18 protein-coding genes are annotated in these 16,763 nt (G+C 56.9%); 8 read left to right on the top strand and 10 right to left on the bottom strand.

Features of this window, described 5'->3' with window-relative positions; genetic code table 11:
* Position 1: 1 nt before the first annotated feature.
* Both IFT53_RS04300 and IFT53_RS04295 read left to right on the top strand, forming a co-directional pair.
* Positions 2 to 1,363 (top strand): glutamine synthetase family protein, encoded by a 1,362-nt coding sequence (locus tag IFT53_RS04300; RefSeq protein ID WP_192063820.1) that lies wholly within the window; start codon positions 2 to 4, stop codon positions 1,361 to 1,363.
* Position 1,364: 1 nt separating this feature from the next.
* Positions 1,365 to 2,666 carry an NAD(P)/FAD-dependent oxidoreductase gene (locus IFT53_RS04295; protein ID WP_192063212.1) on the top strand — a complete coding sequence of 434 codons (1,302 nt, stop codon included), beginning with the start codon at positions 1,365 to 1,367 and terminating at the stop codon, positions 2,664 to 2,666.
* Positions 2,667 to 2,668: 2 nt separating this feature from the next.
* Here the strand turns inward: IFT53_RS04295 and IFT53_RS04290 are convergent, their stop codons facing one another.
* The 7 genes from IFT53_RS04290 to rirA form a co-directional block, all read right to left on the bottom strand.
* Positions 2,669 to 3,172: a gluconokinase gene (locus IFT53_RS04290; protein WP_192063213.1), complete on the bottom strand. Its 504-nt coding sequence runs from the start codon at positions 3,170 to 3,172 to the stop codon at positions 2,669 to 2,671.
* A gap of 100 nt (positions 3,173 to 3,272) precedes the next feature.
* The gene (locus tag IFT53_RS04285; RefSeq protein WP_192063214.1) at positions 3,273 to 4,013 is read right to left on the bottom strand and encodes an ABC transporter permease; all 741 of its coding nucleotides are present in this window, start codon (positions 4,011 to 4,013) and stop codon (positions 3,273 to 3,275) included.
* On the bottom strand, positions 4,010 to 4,948 hold the full coding sequence (locus IFT53_RS04280; RefSeq protein ID WP_192063215.1) for an ABC transporter ATP-binding protein: 939 nt from the start codon (positions 4,946 to 4,948) through the stop codon (positions 4,010 to 4,012). Before IFT53_RS04280 ends, IFT53_RS04285 begins: the two co-directional genes overlap by 4 nt.
* On the bottom strand, positions 4,945 to 6,126 hold the full coding sequence (locus IFT53_RS04275; RefSeq protein WP_197980117.1) for an ABC transporter permease: 1,182 nt from the start codon (positions 6,124 to 6,126) through the stop codon (positions 4,945 to 4,947). Before IFT53_RS04275 ends, IFT53_RS04280 begins: the two co-directional genes overlap by 4 nt.
* Positions 6,127 to 6,135: 9 nt before the next feature.
* Positions 6,136 to 7,053: a glycine betaine ABC transporter substrate-binding protein OsmF gene (gene osmF, locus IFT53_RS04270; protein WP_192063216.1), complete on the bottom strand. Its 918-nt coding sequence runs from the start codon at positions 7,051 to 7,053 to the stop codon at positions 6,136 to 6,138.
* 150 nt (positions 7,054 to 7,203) lie between these two features.
* Positions 7,204 to 8,235, bottom strand: a complete 1,032-nt coding sequence (locus IFT53_RS04265; protein ID WP_192063217.1) for an AbrB family transcriptional regulator — start codon at positions 8,233 to 8,235, stop codon at positions 7,204 to 7,206.
* 140 nt (positions 8,236 to 8,375) lie between these two features.
* Positions 8,376 to 8,873 carry an iron-responsive transcriptional regulator RirA gene (gene rirA, locus IFT53_RS04260; protein ID WP_244656188.1) on the bottom strand — a complete coding sequence of 166 codons (498 nt, stop codon included), beginning with the start codon at positions 8,871 to 8,873 and terminating at the stop codon, positions 8,376 to 8,378.
* Positions 8,874 to 9,078: 205 nt separating this feature from the next.
* Here rirA and IFT53_RS04255 point away from each other — a divergent pair, with 205 nt between their 5' ends.
* On the top strand, positions 9,079 to 10,098 hold the full coding sequence (locus tag IFT53_RS04255; RefSeq protein WP_197980116.1) for a Fe(3+) ABC transporter substrate-binding protein: 1,020 nt from the start codon (positions 9,079 to 9,081) through the stop codon (positions 10,096 to 10,098).
* Positions 10,099 to 10,147: 49 nt separating this feature from the next.
* On the opposite strand, the gene irrA is transcribed toward IFT53_RS04255, so the two are convergent.
* Positions 10,148 to 10,567 (bottom strand): iron response transcriptional regulator IrrA, encoded by a 420-nt coding sequence (gene irrA, locus IFT53_RS04250; protein ID WP_042616265.1) that lies wholly within the window; start codon positions 10,565 to 10,567, stop codon positions 10,148 to 10,150.
* Between the two features lie 299 nt (positions 10,568 to 10,866).
* Between irrA and fabA the strand changes: the two genes are divergently transcribed.
* The 3 genes from fabA (at position 10,867) to fabI (ending at position 13,501) form a co-directional block, all read left to right on the top strand.
* Complete coding sequence (gene fabA, locus IFT53_RS04245; protein ID WP_042616266.1) at positions 10,867 to 11,382, top strand: 3-hydroxyacyl-[acyl-carrier-protein] dehydratase FabA; 516 nt, start codon at positions 10,867 to 10,869, stop codon at positions 11,380 to 11,382.
* Between the two features lie 82 nt (positions 11,383 to 11,464).
* On the top strand, positions 11,465 to 12,688 hold the full coding sequence (gene fabB, locus IFT53_RS04240; RefSeq protein WP_192063219.1) for a beta-ketoacyl-ACP synthase I: 1,224 nt from the start codon (positions 11,465 to 11,467) through the stop codon (positions 12,686 to 12,688).
* 6 nt (positions 12,689 to 12,694) lie between these two features.
* Positions 12,695 to 13,501, top strand: a complete 807-nt coding sequence (gene fabI / locus IFT53_RS04235; RefSeq protein ID WP_042616268.1) for an enoyl-ACP reductase FabI — start codon at positions 12,695 to 12,697, stop codon at positions 13,499 to 13,501.
* A gap of 60 nt (positions 13,502 to 13,561) precedes the next feature.
* Here the strand turns inward: fabI and IFT53_RS04230 are convergent, their stop codons facing one another.
* Positions 13,562 to 14,428, bottom strand: coding sequence for an amidohydrolase family protein (locus IFT53_RS04230; protein WP_192063220.1), 867 nt, complete (start codon positions 14,426 to 14,428; stop codon positions 13,562 to 13,564).
* A gap of 85 nt (positions 14,429 to 14,513) precedes the next feature.
* Positions 14,514 to 15,275, bottom strand: coding sequence for a FadR/GntR family transcriptional regulator (locus IFT53_RS04225; RefSeq protein WP_197980115.1), 762 nt, complete (start codon positions 15,273 to 15,275; stop codon positions 14,514 to 14,516).
* A gap of 280 nt (positions 15,276 to 15,555) precedes the next feature.
* On the opposite strand from IFT53_RS04225, the gene IFT53_RS04220 reads away from it, so the two are divergent.
* Both IFT53_RS04220 and IFT53_RS04215 read left to right on the top strand, forming a co-directional pair.
* Positions 15,556 to 16,140 (top strand): TadE/TadG family type IV pilus assembly protein, encoded by a 585-nt coding sequence (locus tag IFT53_RS04220; protein ID WP_192063221.1) that lies wholly within the window; start codon positions 15,556 to 15,558, stop codon positions 16,138 to 16,140.
* The gene (locus IFT53_RS04215; protein WP_243256814.1) at positions 16,124 to 16,732 is read left to right on the top strand and encodes a TadE/TadG family type IV pilus assembly protein; all 609 of its coding nucleotides are present in this window, start codon (positions 16,124 to 16,126) and stop codon (positions 16,730 to 16,732) included. The genes IFT53_RS04220 and IFT53_RS04215 overlap by 17 nt, the downstream gene beginning before the upstream one ends.
* Positions 16,733 to 16,763: the final 31 nt, after the last annotated feature.

The following is a 16,763-nucleotide window of genomic DNA, read 5'->3' as shown; positions in this document are numbered from 1 at the left end:
AATAATGGTCGATATTGAATACGCGAAGAAGTTTTTCGAAGAAAATCCCGATATTGAAATTCTGGAAGCTTTCGTCATTGACGTCAATGGCGTGCCGCGCGGCAAATGGATACCGCGCGAGCGTGCCATTGATGTGCTGGAAAAAGGCATGGCGGTTCCGCGCTCGGTCTATGCGCTGGATATCTGGGGCCGTGACGTTAACGCAGCCGGTCTTGCTGAAGGCACCGGCGATCCTGATGGTCTCTGCGTTGCTGTGCCGGAAACCCTGTCTCGCGTAACGTGGCTTGGGCGTCCCACGGCGCAGGTTCTGCTGGCAATGAAAGACCCTGATGGCAACGGCTTTTACGGTGATCCGCGCAATGTGCTGGCGCAGGTGCTGGCCGGTTTTACCCGGCGCGGCCTGACGCCTGTTGTGGCAACCGAGCTTGAATTTTACCTGATCGATCCTGTTCGTTCCGCGCTGGACCCGGTGCGCCCACCGCGCAGCCGCGAAGGACGCTGGCACACGGGCCAGACGCAGGTTCTCTCCATCTCGGAATTGCAGGATTTCGAAGGCGTGTTCCACGATATCTCGACCGCATGCCGTGCGCAGAATGTCGCTGCCGATACCACGCTTCGCGAAAACGGCCCCGGGCAATATGAAATCAACCTCAACCACGTGCCCGATGCCCTTCAGGCCGCAGACTATGCGGTGTTTCTGAAACGCATCGTCAAGGGCGTGGCACGCAAGCATGACCTCGATGCCACCTTCATGGCCAAGCCCTACGGCATGCAGGCTGGCAACGGCATGCATGTGCATTTCTCCATGCTGGATGCCGAAGGTAACAACATCTATGCGGGTGAAAACGGTCCTTCTGAAGCACTGATGCATTCCGTCGGCGGTCTCTTGGAAAATATGGGGGAGAGCATGGCGGTGTTTGCGCCCCATGCCAATTCCTACCGCCGCCTGCGCCCGAGCGAACACGCGCCGACCTACGCATCTTGGGGCATTGATAACAGATCCGCTGCGGTGCGCGTGATTGTGGCCAACAAGCACGCAACCCGCATCGAGCACCGCGTGGCGGGGGCAGATACCAATCCCTATCTGGTGCTTGCGATGATCCTCAGTGCCGCACTGGCCGGCATGAAGGAAAAGCGCCAGCCCGGCGGCGCGATCTCTGGCGATAGCCACGCGGTCAACCACGAGCCGCTGCCGACAAACTGGGATTACGCGCTTCAGCGGTTCACCCGTTCCAGCTTTGCCTATGCAACCTTCGGGCAGAAATATCGAACGCTCTATTCGGCCTGCAAGCAGCAGGAATTGTCGGAATTTTCGCTCCGCGTGACCGACGTCGAATATGACGCATATATCAGGACGGTTTAATATGGCAGCTGTAACGACCACTCCCAATTCCGGCCACGCCCCCTCCTGGTACGCCGCGTCTGCCAACAGTAAGACCGTGCGCACCGCTTTGCAGGGCGATCAAGATGCAGATATCTGCATCATTGGCGCAGGGTTCACCGGCCTGTCCGCAGCGCTGGAACTGGCGGAAAAGGGTTTCTCCGTCATTGTTCTGGAAGGCGAGCGCGTGGGCTTTGGTGCCTCGGGGCGCAATGGCGGGCAAATCGTCAATGGTTACAGCCGCGATCTCCACACGGTCGCAAGACGTTATGGCGCGCAGAAAGCCGCACAGCTGGGCGCAATGTCGCTCGAGGGCGGAAACATCATCCGCGAGCGGGTGGCGAAATACGGCATCGATTGCGACCTTGTCGATGGTGGCTTCTTTGCGGCGTTCACGCCCAAGCAGATCACCGAAATGGCGGCTAACAAGGCCAATTGGGAAAAGCACGGCCATACCGGTCTTGAAATGGTGTCCAAGGCCGAGGTCGGCAAATATGTGAAGTCTGACCGCTATGCGGGCGGCATGATCGATCGTTTCGGCGGCCATATCCACCCGCTGAACTATGTTCTGGGCGAAGCTGCCGCAATCGAGCGGCTCGGCGGGCGCATCTTTGAAAACTCTCGTGTCATCGCCGTCGAACAGGGGGCAAATCCTGTCGTGCGAACCGCGCAGGGCAAGGTGGCGGCCAAATATGTTCTGGTTTGCGGTAACGCCTATCTGGGTGGTCTGCTGCCGGAAATCGGTGAGCGCATGATGCCGGTATCAAGCCAGGTCATGGCAACGGAGCCACTGGATGCTGGCTTGATCGAGGAGCTTCTGCCTGCCAATTATTGCGTCGAAGATGCCAATTATATCCTCGATTATTATCGCCGCACGTCCGATAACCGTCTGCTCTATGGCGGTGGCATCGGCTATGGCGGGACCGATCCTGATGACCTGACCGGCGTCATCCGTCCCAATATGCTGAAGACCTTCCCGCAATTGCAGAACACAAAGATTGAGTTCGCGTGGAGCGGCAATTTCGCGCTGACGCTGACCCGTATTCCGCATATCGGGCAATTGTCGCCCAACGTCTACTTCTCCCACGGCGATAGCGGACACGGCGTGACCACAACGCAATTGCTGGGCAAGATATTGGGTGAAGCGGTGGCCGGACATGCGGAGCGCTTCGATGTCTGGTCGTCGCTGCCGAACTACCCGTTCCCGGGCGGCAAGACGTTTCGCGTGCCGCTCACCATGCTCGGCGCATGGTGGTACGGTTTGCGCGACAGGTTGGGCGTGTAGCTTTAAATCGCTGCCAAGCCCTTCAGGGCGTTCTCGGTGATTTCTTCTGGAGACGTGTCGATGCTGACGGTGACGACACCGGGTTCGCCGGTTGGCACTTCGAGTGTTGCGAGCTGGGTTTTCAACAGGGAAAGCGGCATGAAGTGGCCGGTCCGGGCACCCATGCGCTCCGTCAGAAGCGCCTCGCTGCCATCAAGGTAGACGAAGGCGAGGGGACCCCCGCAGGCGTCACGCAAACGTTCGCGGTAGCTCTTCTTCAGCGCCGAGCAGGAGATGACGATACCATCAGCCTCAGAACCCTTTCGTAGTTCGGCACCAACAAGATCAAGCCAAGGCCAACGGTCATCATCGTTCAAAGGCGTTCCGGCAGCCATTTTCTCAACATTGGAAGCGGGATGAAGCTTGTCACCCTCCATGAAGGGAATGCCGAGCTTTTCCGCCAGCGCCTCGCCAACGGTGGACTTGCCACAGCCGCTGACGCCCATGACGATGATTGCTTGTTTCATGAAGTCCTCCGCATTTCCAAAAGCATGTGGCTATCGCCTACAACATCCTAGCTGCGATGCCAAAACTTTTTCTGCACGTCCGGTTTGAGAGCCTTCTGTATCAATAGCCGACACGGTGGGAGGCTTTCGCTTCCAACATGGAGAAGGCGCTGTGAATGAGCACAGCGAGTGCCGCGACAACAAGGCCACCTTGCAGGATGAACGCCAGATTGTTGGATTGCAGCCCCGCGATGATGACCTCACCCAGCGTTTTCGCGGCCACCGTTGAGCCGATGGTTGCGGTGGAGAGGCTGATGACGGCAGACAACCTGATGCCGGATAGAATGGCGGGCAGCGCCAGCGGTAATTCCACCCGCCAGAGGCGCTGAAAACCTGTCATCCCAGTGCCCCGTGCCGCCTCCATGATGGCAGGGGGCAGAGCAGTGAGGCCAGTTACCGTGTTTTCGAAAATCGGCAACAGTGCGTAGAGAAAAAGCGCAATCAATGTCGGCTTTTCGCCAAAGCCGATCATCGGCACGGCCAGCGCCAGCACGGCGACCGGCGGGAACGTCTGGCCGATATTCACGATGCTGCGCGAAAGAGGCAGAAACGCATGACCGAAGGGACGGGTCACCAGAATGGCAAGCGTTCCGGCAATCACGATGGCACCCGAAGTTGCGATTGCTACGGTTTGGAGATGGGAGAGGGTCAAGGACAAAAGATTGGCCTGCTTGTAGATGGCCGGCGCATTGGTCTGAACGAGGGGCCGGAAAACCGGCTCGAACGCTTCCGGCCACACAAGAAATATGGCTAGAATGACAATCAGCGTCGCCAGAAGGAATGGTCCAATTCCAATCTTCATGCGGAGCCAGCGGCGTTCAGCAAAAGAACTTCTCGGCGGATGCGGCCTGTGATGATACCCGTTTCATCGGTGACCGGCAGGGTGTCGCGTCCGGCCCAAAGCATGGCAGACAGCGCATCGCGCTGGCTGGTTGACGAGGGTAAGGCCTCACCATCCGATTGACCCGGCTCGACAATGTCACCGACCGTCGCGACGGATAGCAGGCGCAGGGGCCTTTCCCGCTCGCCGATCATCGTGCGCACGAAATCCGTTGCAGGCTTCAGCACCAGCTCGGCAGGCCGCCCATATTGCACGATCTTTCCCTTGTCCATCACGGCAATACGGTCTGCCAGATGAAAGGCCTCATCCATATCATGCGTCACAAGAACAATGGTGACGCCGAGTTTCTTCTGGATCGCCAGGAGATCATCCTGCGCCTTGGCGCGAATGATGGGATCGAGAGCGCCGAAGGGTTCATCCATCAGAAGAATGTTGGGCTCGGCTGCCAGCGCCCGGGCGACGCCCACTCGCTGCTGCTGCCCACCTGACAGTTCCGATGGAAAACGGTTGGCGTAAAGGGCGGGATCGAGCTGGAAGAGATCGAGAAGCTCTGCCACCTTGGCATTATTCCGCGCTTTGTCCCAGCCAAGCAATTCCGGCACGGTGGCGATGTTTTGCGCTACGGTCCTATGGGGAAAAAGTCCGTGGCCCTGAATGGCGTAGCCGATGCTGCGGCGAAGCTTGTAGCCGGGCATATCGAGAATATTCTGTCCGTCGATACGGATGATGCCGGAGGATGGCTCCACCAGCCGGTTGATCATGCGCAACAGCGTGGTCTTGCCAGATCCCGAGGTGCCGACAATCACGGTTATGCTGCGGGCGGCCATGGTCAGCGAGACATCGTCGACCACGACCGTACCGTCATATTCCTTGGTGAGATTGACGACCTCGATCATGCGCGGGATCTCCCGTTGAAGCTGTTGTGCTCGATGATGGCATCCAGCAGGATTGCGGCACTGAAGCCCAGGACAACAGTGGGAATGGTGCCGAGCAGAACGAGATCCATGGCTGTCTGGCCGATACCCTGAAAGACGAACACGCCAAAGCCACCGCCGCCTATCAGCGCCGCAATAGTGGCAAGCCCGATATTCTGGACCAGAACGATGCGAATGCCGGTTAGAATGATGGGCAGCGCCAATGGGAAATCAATTTTGATAAGCCGCTGTGCAGCCGTCATGCCAAGTCCGCGAGCGGCCTCACGCACGGCATTCGAAACACCGTCCAGCCCAACCACCGTGTTGGAAACGACTGGCAGCAACGAATACAAAAACAGCGCGACGAAGGCCGGTGCCATGCCGATGCCGCGAATGCCGAGCGCCGATGCACCGGGAACATTGGCCGCAATCCACCCAAGCGGCGCAATCAACAGGCCGAACAAGGCGATAGAGGGAATGGTCTGGATGATGTTGAGGCTGTTCAACACGCCGGCCCTCAAGCGTGCCACCTTGTAGCAGAGAATGCCCAGCGGAATGCCCGCAAGTGTCGCGGCAAGGAGAGAGCCGATGGCCAGCTGAACGTGACGCCCAGCCTCAATCCAGAAAATATCCTGTCGGCTTTGATATTCTTTGAGAATGGAAAGCGCGTCCCAATGTCCCGAAATGAGCGTGGCCGCCATCACGCCCAGCGCCAGGACGAGCAACATGACCTTCATTGCGGGCCGAGGGCGAAGGCGGGTTATGGCATCGGTTGCCATCAGGATCAGGCCGGCGGCCAGAAGCCAGAAACCGCTGGCAGGCGAAACCCGCGCATAGCTGTTACCGGCGGGCGTAAGATGAGTGGCGGCAATCCCGATTGTGACGGCAAGAACGGCAAGGCTTGCCATGGCGACGCCAAGTCTGAAACGCGCGTTGGTTCGAAAAAACGCTGTTGCGATTGCGATGCTCATCACCGCAATCAGCAGGTAAGACCACGCCAGCGGCATCGCCTCCGCAATGCCGCGCACTTCACCCTGAACGATCCGGTTGGCGCGCGACGTTGCAAACGGCAGGGCGAACAACGCATAGAGCAAGAGGGCCCCGATGAGCGCTCCGACCTTGTCCGGTTTGGGTATGGTCCAGTGTGCGGCGCGCTGCAACACGGCGCCTTATTTCACCAGACCGTTCTTCGTCAGGAAGTCCAGCGCCACTGCCTTGGCCTGCTCGCCACCCACCTGCACACGACCATTCAGGTCCTGAAGTGTTACAAGATCCAGCTTTTCAAAGACCGGCTTCAGCAGGGTTTCGATTTCTGGATGCTTCTTCAGCACGTCTTCGCGCACGATAGGCGCTGGCTGGTAGACCGGCTGGACGTTTTTGTCATCTTCCAGCACAACGAGCCCCGATGGCGCGATGCCACCATCCGTTCCGTAAACCATCGCGGCATTGGCGTTATTCGTCTGGTTGGCGGCGGCTGAAATGGTAGCCGACGTATCGCCACCGGCGAGGGTGATCAGCTGATCGGCTTTCAGGGTGAAGCCATAGGTATTCTGGAAAGCCGGAAGGGCTGCGGCTGAATTGACGAATTCCGAAGATGCTGCCAGCACAACCTGGCCGCCATCTGCAATATATTTGCCGAATTCGCTCAGCGTCTTCAGATTGTTCTTCTCGGCCACATCCTTGCGGATCGCGATGCCCCAGGTGTTGTTGGCAGGCGATGGCGTCAGCCAGACGATCTTATTGGCATTAAAGTCCAGCGTCTTGGCTTCCTCATAAGCCTTGGCGGCATCCTTCCAGAGCGGATCTTCGGCTTTCTCGAAAAAGAAGGCGGCATTGCCGGTATATTCTGGATAAATGTCGATCTCACCAGCCGTGATTGCCTTGCGGACGACAGGCGTTGCGCCCAGCTGGATGCGGTCGGTGGTCTCAATGTTGTTCTTGCTGAGAACGGTCATGATAATGTTGCCGAGGACGGAGCCTTCGGTGTCGATCTTCGATGCAACGACGACCTGAGCCTGCGCGAAAGAAGCATAAAGTGCGAGTACAAGGCCCGCGCCGGTGAGTTTCATCAAACGCTTCATCCACATTCTCCATTTCAACGAGAGCTCAGGAGGGAAATTCATCCTCATGTCGATATGCAAGCGCATTTCCCGGTCCGGTTTGAAAAACGAACGGCGCTCACAATAGTTGCATGGAATTTTAGTGAATTCAAACTTTTCAGGCTGCAATGCTGAAACTTAGGCGGTGGGTTTCTTTCGCAAGACCCATGGCATCAGCACGGACAAAAACAGCAGGCGCAGAACGTGGTGAGAGCCGACATAGGCGGTATCGGCATGCATCATCACGGCCATGGCGGCCATGGTTTCCAGCCCGCCCGGCGCAAAGGCAATCATGACCGCGTTGATCGGTACGCCGGTCAGGCGAGAGACCAACAGAGCGACGATTGAGGCAAGCAGAACCACGGCGACGGTAACAACGCCGCCTGCCAGAAAAGCCTTGCGCATATCCCGAAGCGAAGCGCGGGAGAAGCGTGTGCCGATCAGGCTTCCCAGGACGATGTAGGTCGGCTGGCTCAGCCAGTTCGGTACACCGCCACTGGCCAGGCCGGTAATATGAATGAAGATCGACACCGCAACACCACCCAGAAGCAATGCGGCGGGAAAGCGCCAGCGCATAAAGATCCATCCAACCGCCAGCGAGCCGAGAATGGTGAGGCCCAGAACAAGGGGTGGCATGGGTGAGATGAGAACAATCGGATCGATGCTGACGAGATCCAGATACTCGACCAGCAGCGGTACAGCGAGCGTCAGCGCCAGAACACGAACGCTTTGAATGACGCTGACGCTGGCCAGATCGCTTTTTGTTTCTGCCGTGAGGCTGATGATATAGCTGAGGTGACCGGGCGAGGCGGCCAGCATGGCCGTGTTTCGGTCATATCCGAAGCCATGGTGCAGAATCCAGTAAGCGACATAGAGCAGGATGACCACGGTCACCAGCACGGCCAGAAAGCTGAGAGGCCATGTCTTTGCAGCGTCGATCACGTCAGGTGTGACGCTTGTTCCCATGGAAATGCCGACCACGACGAAGGTGGCATTGCGCAGCGATTTCGGCACGGAAAGCCTCAAACCGCCAAGTCCAGCCGCCGTCACGGCAATCGCCGGACCGCACAGAAACGGCGCCGGAAGGCCGATCATAAATGCGACCAGTGCGCCGAGACAGCCAATGATTGCGGTGAGAATGAAGCTTTTGAGGTCTGGGCTGATGATCATTTCAAATTACGGAAGCAATGCTGGAAGACTGGTTTCGCTTAGCAGTTGCGCCTGTTTTGGCACTATCGTCAACCACCATCCGCTCAAAAAGAAAACCCGCAAACAGTGTTTGCGGGTTTGGATCCGTCAAAGAGTGTGCTTCATGCCGCCGGTACGGCAGGGGCTGCAGCCTGGCCACCAACAGGGCGACGCTTCGCCATGGTTTCCTCAAGGCCGAGCAGGAAGCTGATCTGTGGGCGTGCCTTGACCAGGTCATCGATGGAATATTGTGTCAGCACTTCGAAAAACGCGTTGAGCGCCTTGCGAAGCGCCGAGTTCAATCCGCAGCTGTCTACCAACGGGCACTCAACGGCGCCATCTTCAAAACATTCCGCCATCGCGAAGCTGTCTTCGGTGACCTTGACGACATCGAACAGGCTGATCGTGTCCGCTGGCTTGCCAAGTCTGACGCCGCCATTGCGGCCGCGCACGGTTTCCACGAGACCTGCCTTGTTCAAGGGCTGAAGGATTTTGAACAGGAACAGTTCTGAAACGCCATAGGCGTTGGCAATCTCGGGTATGCGGCTGAGGTTGCCCTCATTGGCAGCGCAATACATCAACATGCGGACGGCGTAATTGGTCTGTTTGGTCAAACGCATGCTGATCTCCTGACACCTTCGAATGTGGAGTCATATAGTTGCTTTTTCACTTTAGAACAATTCCAGAATTAAAAAATTCTACATCAGCCATTTCGAACTGAGAATTGTCCCGTTGACCGTTCGTCCGATTCATGAACAAACAACTCAACTATCTAATTTATCGGAGGCGCTGGTCGTGGCAAGATCGAAATTCCTGATTTGTGCAATGACATCGATGATTTCGGTTGTTGGTGGCGGAATGTCCACAGCTTTTGCGGGTGGGGAGGTTAATGTCTACTCCTATCGCCAGCCCGAACTGATCCAGCCACTGCTCGATGCCTTCACCAAGGAAACCGGAATCGAAGCCAATGTGCTGTTTCTGGACAAGGGTCTGGTGGAGCGCATTCAGGCCGAGGGCGTCAACTCACCCGCCGATATCCTGTTGACGGTGGATATTGCCCGTCTTGTCGAAGCGAAAGAGGGCGGGGTTACGCAAGCGGTTCTCAACGATCCCATCATCGAGAAAGATATTCCGGCCAATCTGCGTGATCCTGAAGGGGAGTGGTTCGGGCTGACCACCCGTGGCCGGGTCGTCTACGCCTCCAAGGAGCGTGTGAGCCAGAAAGACATCACCTATGAGGAGCTTGCCGATCCCAAATGGAAGGGCAAGATCTGCATACGCGATGGCCAGCACTCCTATAATATCGCGCTGTTTGCATCGATGATTGCCCATCACGGCGTGGACTACACCCGCACATGGTTGACGGGCCTCAAAAACAATCTGGCCCGCAAGCCTGATGGCACGGACCGCAGCCAGGCAAAATCCATCTATTCTGGCGAGTGCGATATTGCGCTGGGCAACACCTATTATGTGGGTCTGATGCTGACCAATGAGCAGGAACCCGAGGAGAAAGTCTGGGGCAATGCGGTGAGGGTGATCTTCCCGAATGCGCAGGATAGAGGCACACATGTCAATATTTCAGGCGTCGCCATTACGAAATATGCCCCCAACCGGGACAATGCGTTGAAGCTCATGGAATTCCTGGCATCCGGCGAGGCGCAGGAAATCTATGCACGGCAGGTTTTCGAATATCCTGTGCTTCCCGGCGCCCAGCCATCTGAAGTCGTGAAGAATTTCGGGCCGATCAGGCCGGACACGCTTTCGCTGACCGACATTGCGGCTCAGCGCAAAAAAGCATCAGAGCTTGTCGATGAGGTTGGTTTCAACGACGGCCCGTCGAACTGAAATACGATGTTAGGATCATCCATGCCACTCAGGTGGCATGGCGGAGACGTCATCCGCGCTTGCGGCGAAGGCGAATGACCACGTCCACATGGGCGATTTCCATGCCCTCGGGTGGCTCCGGCAGGTTGCCGATTTCCAGATTGTTGACCGGAATATCGAGAACCTCGTTTTCACCTTCAACAAAGAAGTGATGGTGATCGGAGACATTCGTGTCGAAATAGGTTTTTGCGCCTTCCATGGCCAGCACGCGGATCAGGCCCGCTTCGGTGAACTGGTGCAGCGTGTTGTAAACGGTGGCAAGAGAGATCGGCACGCCGGCATTGACGGCTTCGTCGTGCAATTCCTCGACAGTCAGATGCCGGTCGCCTTTTGCGAACAGAAGATCGCCCAACGCAACACGCTGACGCGTGGGGCGAAGGCCAAAACGGCGCAACCTGGTTCCGATATCTAATGTTGCGTCAAATGCCATGCAATCCGGCCTCAAATGCGATAAATTATTCCAATCCAAGTAGCATATAACTTTTACGCGCAATGCTTTCAATAGTTTCCGCCATTACAGGCGCAGCAATTGGCGGCAAACAAGGGTATTTTGCAAATTTCCTCTGGTTCGGGCCTTACGCTTCCTGTATGCGGGCGCCATGTTAAGGCAGACTTCGGCACAAAACATGAGCTGTGACGGGTGCAAGTTGCCCTTGCAGCGCTTCATTTTGCGCCTAACTTGTTCTACAGAAGTCTTTCAACACGTGAAAACGGGGAAACGGATACAACATGGCAACGAGGCAATCGAGCTACAATTACGAGGAACTTCTGTCTTGCGGACGTGGCGAACTGTTCGGCCCCGGCAATGCGCAGCTTCCTCTGCCTCCCATGCTCATGGTTCACCGCATCACGGAAATTTCTGAAACCGGCGGTGCCCACGACAAGGGCTTCATTCGCGCGGAATATGATGTTTCGGCAGATGACTGGTATTTCCCATGCCACTTCCAGGGCAACCCCATCATGCCCGGCTGCCTTGGCCTTGATGGCATGTGGCAGCTGACCGGCTTTTTCCTGGGTTGGCTGGGTGAAGAAGGCCGCGGCATGGCGCTTTCCACTGGCGAAGTGAAGTTCAAGGGCATGGTTCGCCCGGAAACCAAGCTCCTGCAATATGGCATCGATTTCAAGCGCGTCATGCGCGGTCGCCTCGTCCTCGGCACGGCCGATGGCTGGTTGAAGGCCGATGGCGAAACCATCTACCAAGCGTCGGACCTGCGTGTCGGCCTGTCCAAAGAAAAGACCGCCTGATCTTTGATCGTTCAGCGTCAGGTCGGCCAAGTCGGCCTGATGCGGCACACATCGCGCGGCAAACACAGAAAAGGTCAACTTCATGAGAAGAGTTGTAGTCACCGGCCTCGGTATCGTTTCATCCATCGGCAACGACGCTGCAGAAGTTACGGCGTCCCTGAGGGATGCGAAGTCGGGCATTTCGTTCTCGCCGGATTTTGCCGAGCATGGCTTCAAGTGCCAGGTCTGGGGCAAGCCGTCGCTGGACCCGACCGAACTGGTTGACCGTCGCGCCATGCGCTTCCTGTCTCAGGGCGGAGCGTGGAACCATGTGGCCATGAAGCAGGCGATTGCCGATTCCGGTCTGGAAGAAAGCGTCATCAGCGGCAATGAACGCACCGGCATCATCATGGGTTCGGGCGGTCCATCCACCCGCACCATCGTTGAAGCTGCCGATATTACGTTGAAGAACAACAGCCCCAAGCGCATTGGACCCTTTGCGGTTCCAAAGGCAATGTCCTCGACTGCATCCGCCACGCTTGCTACCTGGTTCAAGATCCACGGCGTCAACTATTCCATCTCGTCAGCCTGCTCGACATCAGCGCATTGCATTGGCAACGCTGCTGAAATGATCCAGTGGGGCAAGCAGGATGTGATGTTTGCCGGTGGCCATGAAGACCTCGACTGGTCGATGTCGAACCTCTTCGATGCCATGGGCGCCATGTCATCCAAATATAACGACACGCCATCCATTGCCTCGCGTGCCTATGACGCCAATCGTGACGGCTTCGTCATTGCTGGCGGCGCTGGCGTTCTGGTTCTGGAAGAGCTTGAACATGCCAAGGCGCGTGGTGCCAAGATCTATGCGGAAATCGTCGGTTACGGCGCAACGTCTGACGGTTACGACATGGTCGCACCATCGGGCGAAGGCGCGATCCGCTGCATGCGTCAGGCGCTTGCCAATGTGCAGGGCGAAGTCGATTACATCAATACCCACGGCACATCCACGCCTGTGGGCGACAGCAAGGAAGTCGGCGCGATCCGTGAAGTCTTCGGCTCGAAAATCCCGCATGTCCAGTCCACCAAGTCGCTGACTGGCCACTCGCTGGGTGCCGCTGGCGTTCAGGAATCCATCTATGGCCTGTTGATGATGCAGGAGCGGTTCATCGGCGAAAGCGCCCATATCGAAACGCTTGATCCTGAATTTGAAGGCGTTCCAGTCGTTCGCAAGCGTATCGATAACGCCAAGATCGACACGGTACTTTCCAACTCCTTTGGATTCGGCGGCACCAATGCCACGCTCGTCTTCCAGCGTTATAACGGATAATTGCCCATGAACGGCATCATGCAGGGTAAGCGCGGCCTCATCATGGGCGTTGCAAACAACCATTCCATCGCCTGGGGCATCTCCAAGGCCTTGGCGGCTCAGGGCGCAGAACTGGCCTTCACCTATCAGGGTGAAGCCCTGGGCAAGCGCGTCAAGCCGCTGGCGGCTGAAGTCGGCTCAGACTTCATCGTTCCCTGCGACGTTGAGGATATCGCCTCGGTTGATGCCCTGTTTGAAGCGGTGCGTGAGCGTTGGGGCTCTCTCGATTTCGTGGTTCATGCCATCGGCTTTTCCGACAAGAATGAACTGAAGGGTCTTTATGCAGACACCACGCGGGAAAACTTCAGCCGCACAATGGTGATTTCCTGCTTCTCCTTCACGGAAATCGCAAAGCGCGCAGCAGCCTTGATGAGCGATGGTGGTTCCATGCTGACGCTGACCTATAATGGTTCGCAGCGCGTCATCCCGAACTACAATGTCATGGGCGTGGCCAAAGCGGCTCTGGAAGCGTCTGTGCGCTACCTGGCTGCGGATTATGGTCCAAAGGGCATTCGCGTTAACGCCATCTCGGCTGGGCCCGTGCGCACATTGGCCGGTGCCGGCATTTCCGACGCACGCGCCATCTTCTCCTGGAATCAGAAGAACGCGCCCCTGCGTCGCACGCCCGATATCGATGATATCGGCGGCTCAGCGCTCTATCTTCTGTCCAGCCTGTCGCGCGGCGTGACCGGCGAATGTCATTATGTCGATGGTGGCTTCAACATCACCTCGATCCCGACACTCGACGTGCTCTATAACGCCGATAGCGAATAGACTGAAAATCGCTTGAGAACTGAAAAAGCCCGGTCATGCCGGGCTTTTTGGTTTTTTGCCTTAGAGTGGATCGAAGCCGAACAGATGTTCAGGGTTGGTCACCAGCGCCTTCCGGCGCGCTTCATCGGACGGCAGCCATGATAGGACCGTGTCCAGAAGGTCTGCGTCATCGGGATATTCTTCCGTTGTCTTGGCATTGTTGTGCGGCCAGTTGGTGCCCCAGATGATGCGATCCGGCGCATAGTCTGCGATATGGCGGGCGACAGTGGCAATATCCTCGAAGTCAGGTCCGCCGACACGGCTGGATTCGTAGCAGCCCGCGAATTTGAACCAGCAATTGCCCTTGTCGATCAACCGCTTCAGAGCCGCAACCTGCTCGCTTTCAGGCGTCACGCCCGCAAAAAACTTGCCGTGGTGATCGAATATCCAGCGGCTCTTGACGGCGGCCAGACGCGGTTCATGCTCCAGAATGTTGGAGCCATCGAACTGTATGGCCACGCACCAGCCGAGCTCCTGAGCAATACTGTCAACCTCTTCCAGATGGGTGAGATCAACCGCACCACCGGGCAAATCCATGATGCGCGCACCAACGACACCGACGCTGACCAGTTCCTCCAGCTCTTTGATCGGTGTCTCACGGGTAACGACAGCCACACCACGCGCCACGCCGCCCATGTCCCGCAGGCATGCAATCAGATTGCCGTTATCGCGTTGATGCGCATTGCCTTGGGTAATCACCACCCGCTCGATGCCGATCCATTTCATCATGCGGCGGTATTCATCCGGTCCCGGCGTGCCTTCTGGAATGGCGGGGCCACCGGCTTGTTGTGGGAAACCGGGCAGATACATATGCATCTGCGTATCGATTGCCCCCTTCGGCATGGCGGTGCGGGGCTTCTGGCCCTCGAATGTTCTTATGATGGTCATGAAATCCTCCTCGGCATCGCGCACCTTGACCCCGCAACGGTGCCGGGTGTGCTCACGCACGGCCTTAGACCGGCGGTTGGAATTTCTAGCGATCAACCTGCCGCAGCATGGCGCGGTAGCGTTGCTGGCTGCCCTTCAGATGCAGGCGCATCGCTTCGCGTGCAGCCGATGCGTTTCCGTCAGAAATGGCTTGCACGATGACGTCGTGTTCTTTCTGGAGTTGCTGAAGGTAGGAGGCGGCAGATTTTTCCGATTGCGAGGACCGCAGAGCCGCACGGGGAATGATATTCTGCCCCATCACTTCAAGAAATTCGCGAAAGCGCGGATTGTTGGTGGCGTCAGCAATGGCCAGATGCAGTTTGAAATCCGCTTCGGCGGTCGGGTCGCCCTTGTCTATACAGGCCTGAACGGCTGAGAGACAGCGCATGATGGCTTCTTCCTGCGCAGGTGAGCGGCGAACAGCGGCAAGCTCTGCTGCTTCGGTCTCCACGGCTGCCCGCAATTCCAGAAGCTCGATGATCGACGAGATGCGGTCGTGGTCAACATCCTGAAACGGTTGCGGCTGCTGTGTAGGCAGTGTCAGCACGAAGATACCCGCGCCGTGACGTGCTTCCACCAGCTTATCGGCACGCAATGCCGCCACAGCCTCGCGCACAACGGTTCTGCTGACCTTGTAAAGCTCGGTCAGTCCCGCTTCGCTCGGCAATTTGTCGCCAGGCTTGTACTCGCCCGAAAGAATGGCGTGACGCAAAGCATCTGCCGTCTGGCTCACAAGCGAGCCGCCGGAGCGGCCTGCTGGTGCCTGTTCTTTCACGCTGCTATCGGCGTTTTCGTTGACGCTGGCCAAAATTTACTCCGGGTCATCAGAGATATCGCGCAAAGGCGCCATCTCGGCTAAGGATCTCTATGTGCAAATATTCCGCAAATGCGGGGAATTGGCAATATTTATATTATTTCTGCATTCATTGATATGATCTCCTGAGGTGGGTGCCAAGCCCTGAAATCATCCCGATAGGGGAAATGCGAAGCTTTCGGGAAAGACAATTTAAACGAAGCCACGCTACAGTTCTATCGCATAAAGCTTTGCGGCAGACATGCTTTCCCGTCATGAAGATAGAAAAAGCTAAATGCGATCATTGGTATCAAAGGCAAAACTTGGTAAAAAGTTTTTGCGCTCCCGGGATGGCTCCGCTGCCATTGAGTTTGCCATTCTCGCAATTCCCTATTTCATGGTCGTTTTTGCCATCATCGAGACCTTTCTCGCGCTGGTTGGCGAACAGCTTGTGATAAACGCGACGGATACGATGGCGCGCAAGTTGCGCACGGGGCAAATTACCAGCACGATTACCAGGGAAGAGTTCAGAACGCAGTTCTGTGCGGAAGTCTCGATCCTGATCACCTGCTCTGCAGATGAGATCAGGACGCCGCAGAAACTCTATGTCGACCTGCGCCGCTTCAACGCCTTCGCCGATATTCCAAAGACGATACCGCTGACGCCGAATGGCGAGTATTTCGATCTTGATGTTTCGGCTTTCGGCTTTTCACCCGGCGGACCCAAGTCCATCAACATGCTGCGCGTCTATTACCGCTGGCAGGTGACCGCGGATCTGGTGCGACCCTTCCTCACCAGAATCCGTCCGAAGGATGGTTCGATGCCATCTCATTTCCTGATCGTCGCGACGGATGCCTACCAGAATGAGCCGTACCAGTGAGCGCGACAACATGAAAAGACGATCACACACGATCTGGCGAGCGCTTGTGGAGACGTTGAAGCGTCTGAAACGCGACAAGCAGGGCGTCGGGGCTGTTGAATTTGCCATCATATTTCCGCTCCTGCTGGCGCTCTACATCACCGCTTTCGAGCTGACGATCGGCTTCAGTGTCTATAAGCGCGCAACCCGTGCGGCTGGCGCTGTCGCAGACTTGGCCTCCCAGCCCCAGACCGTGAACAAGGCTTATCTCGGCTCCATGCGGGACGTGACTGCTGCGATTTTCGCGCCCTATTCGACAACAGGGCTGAAACTGAAAATCAGCGGCATCGAGGTGGATGCCAACAAGGTGGCGCGGATTAAGTGGTCATGGGATGAGGGTGATAAGCGACCTTACGTTTTAAACTCGATTGTCAGCATTCCCGATAATCTGAAGCAGCCCGGCGCGTTTCTGGTTCATTCCGAGTTGACGAAGCCCCATACGCTTTTGATGTTCATGTCATCCTTGTCATCGAACCTGACATCGATCACCATCGGTCGCGAGTATTACTTCGCAAAACGTGAGGCAGATGCCATCACCTGCTCGGACTGCTAAGGCTCGAAACAAAGCGTAATGCATAAAAAAG

The sequence above is a fragment of the Rhizobium sp. CFBP 13644 genome (assembly GCF_014842165.1).
In the GTDB taxonomy this organism is placed as follows: domain Bacteria; phylum Pseudomonadota; class Alphaproteobacteria; order Rhizobiales; family Rhizobiaceae; genus Agrobacterium; species Agrobacterium tumefaciens_C.
The sequence above is the reverse complement of the archived record's forward strand: the minus strand, read 5'-3'. Positions and strand labels throughout refer to the sequence as shown.

Coding starts and splice junctions, on each gene's coding strand:
- IFT53_RS04295 (WP_192063212.1), top strand. CDS start 1,365: ATGGCAGCTGTAACGACCACTCCCAATTCCGGCCACGCCCCCTCCTGG.
- IFT53_RS04290 (WP_192063213.1), bottom strand. CDS start 3,172: ATGAAACAAGCAATCATCGTCATGGGCGTCAGCGGCTGTGGCAAGTCC.
- IFT53_RS04285 (WP_192063214.1), bottom strand. CDS start 4,013: ATGAAGATTGGAATTGGACCATTCCTTCTGGCGACGCTGATTGTCATT.
- IFT53_RS04280 (WP_192063215.1), bottom strand. CDS start 4,948: ATGATCGAGGTCGTCAATCTCACCAAGGAATATGACGGTACGGTCGTG.
- osmF (WP_192063216.1), bottom strand. CDS start 7,053: ATGTGGATGAAGCGTTTGATGAAACTCACCGGCGCGGGCCTTGTACTC.
- IFT53_RS04265 (WP_192063217.1), bottom strand. CDS start 8,235: ATGATCATCAGCCCAGACCTCAAAAGCTTCATTCTCACCGCAATCATT.
- rirA (WP_244656188.1), bottom strand. CDS start 8,873: ATGCGTTTGACCAAACAGACCAATTACGCCGTCCGCATGTTGATGTAT.
- IFT53_RS04255 (WP_197980116.1), top strand. CDS start 9,079: ATGACATCGATGATTTCGGTTGTTGGTGGCGGAATGTCCACAGCTTTT.
- irrA (WP_042616265.1), bottom strand. CDS start 10,567: ATGGCATTTGACGCAACATTAGATATCGGAACCAGGTTGCGCCGTTTT.
- fabA (WP_042616266.1), top strand. CDS start 10,867: ATGGCAACGAGGCAATCGAGCTACAATTACGAGGAACTTCTGTCTTGC.
- fabB (WP_192063219.1), top strand. CDS start 11,465: ATGAGAAGAGTTGTAGTCACCGGCCTCGGTATCGTTTCATCCATCGGC.
- fabI (WP_042616268.1), top strand. CDS start 12,695: ATGAACGGCATCATGCAGGGTAAGCGCGGCCTCATCATGGGCGTTGCA.
- IFT53_RS04230 (WP_192063220.1), bottom strand. CDS start 14,428: ATGACCATCATAAGAACATTCGAGGGCCAGAAGCCCCGCACCGCCATG.
- IFT53_RS04220 (WP_192063221.1), top strand. CDS start 15,556: ATGCGATCATTGGTATCAAAGGCAAAACTTGGTAAAAAGTTTTTGCGC.
- IFT53_RS04215 (WP_243256814.1), top strand. CDS start 16,124: ATGAGCCGTACCAGTGAGCGCGACAACATGAAAAGACGATCACACACG.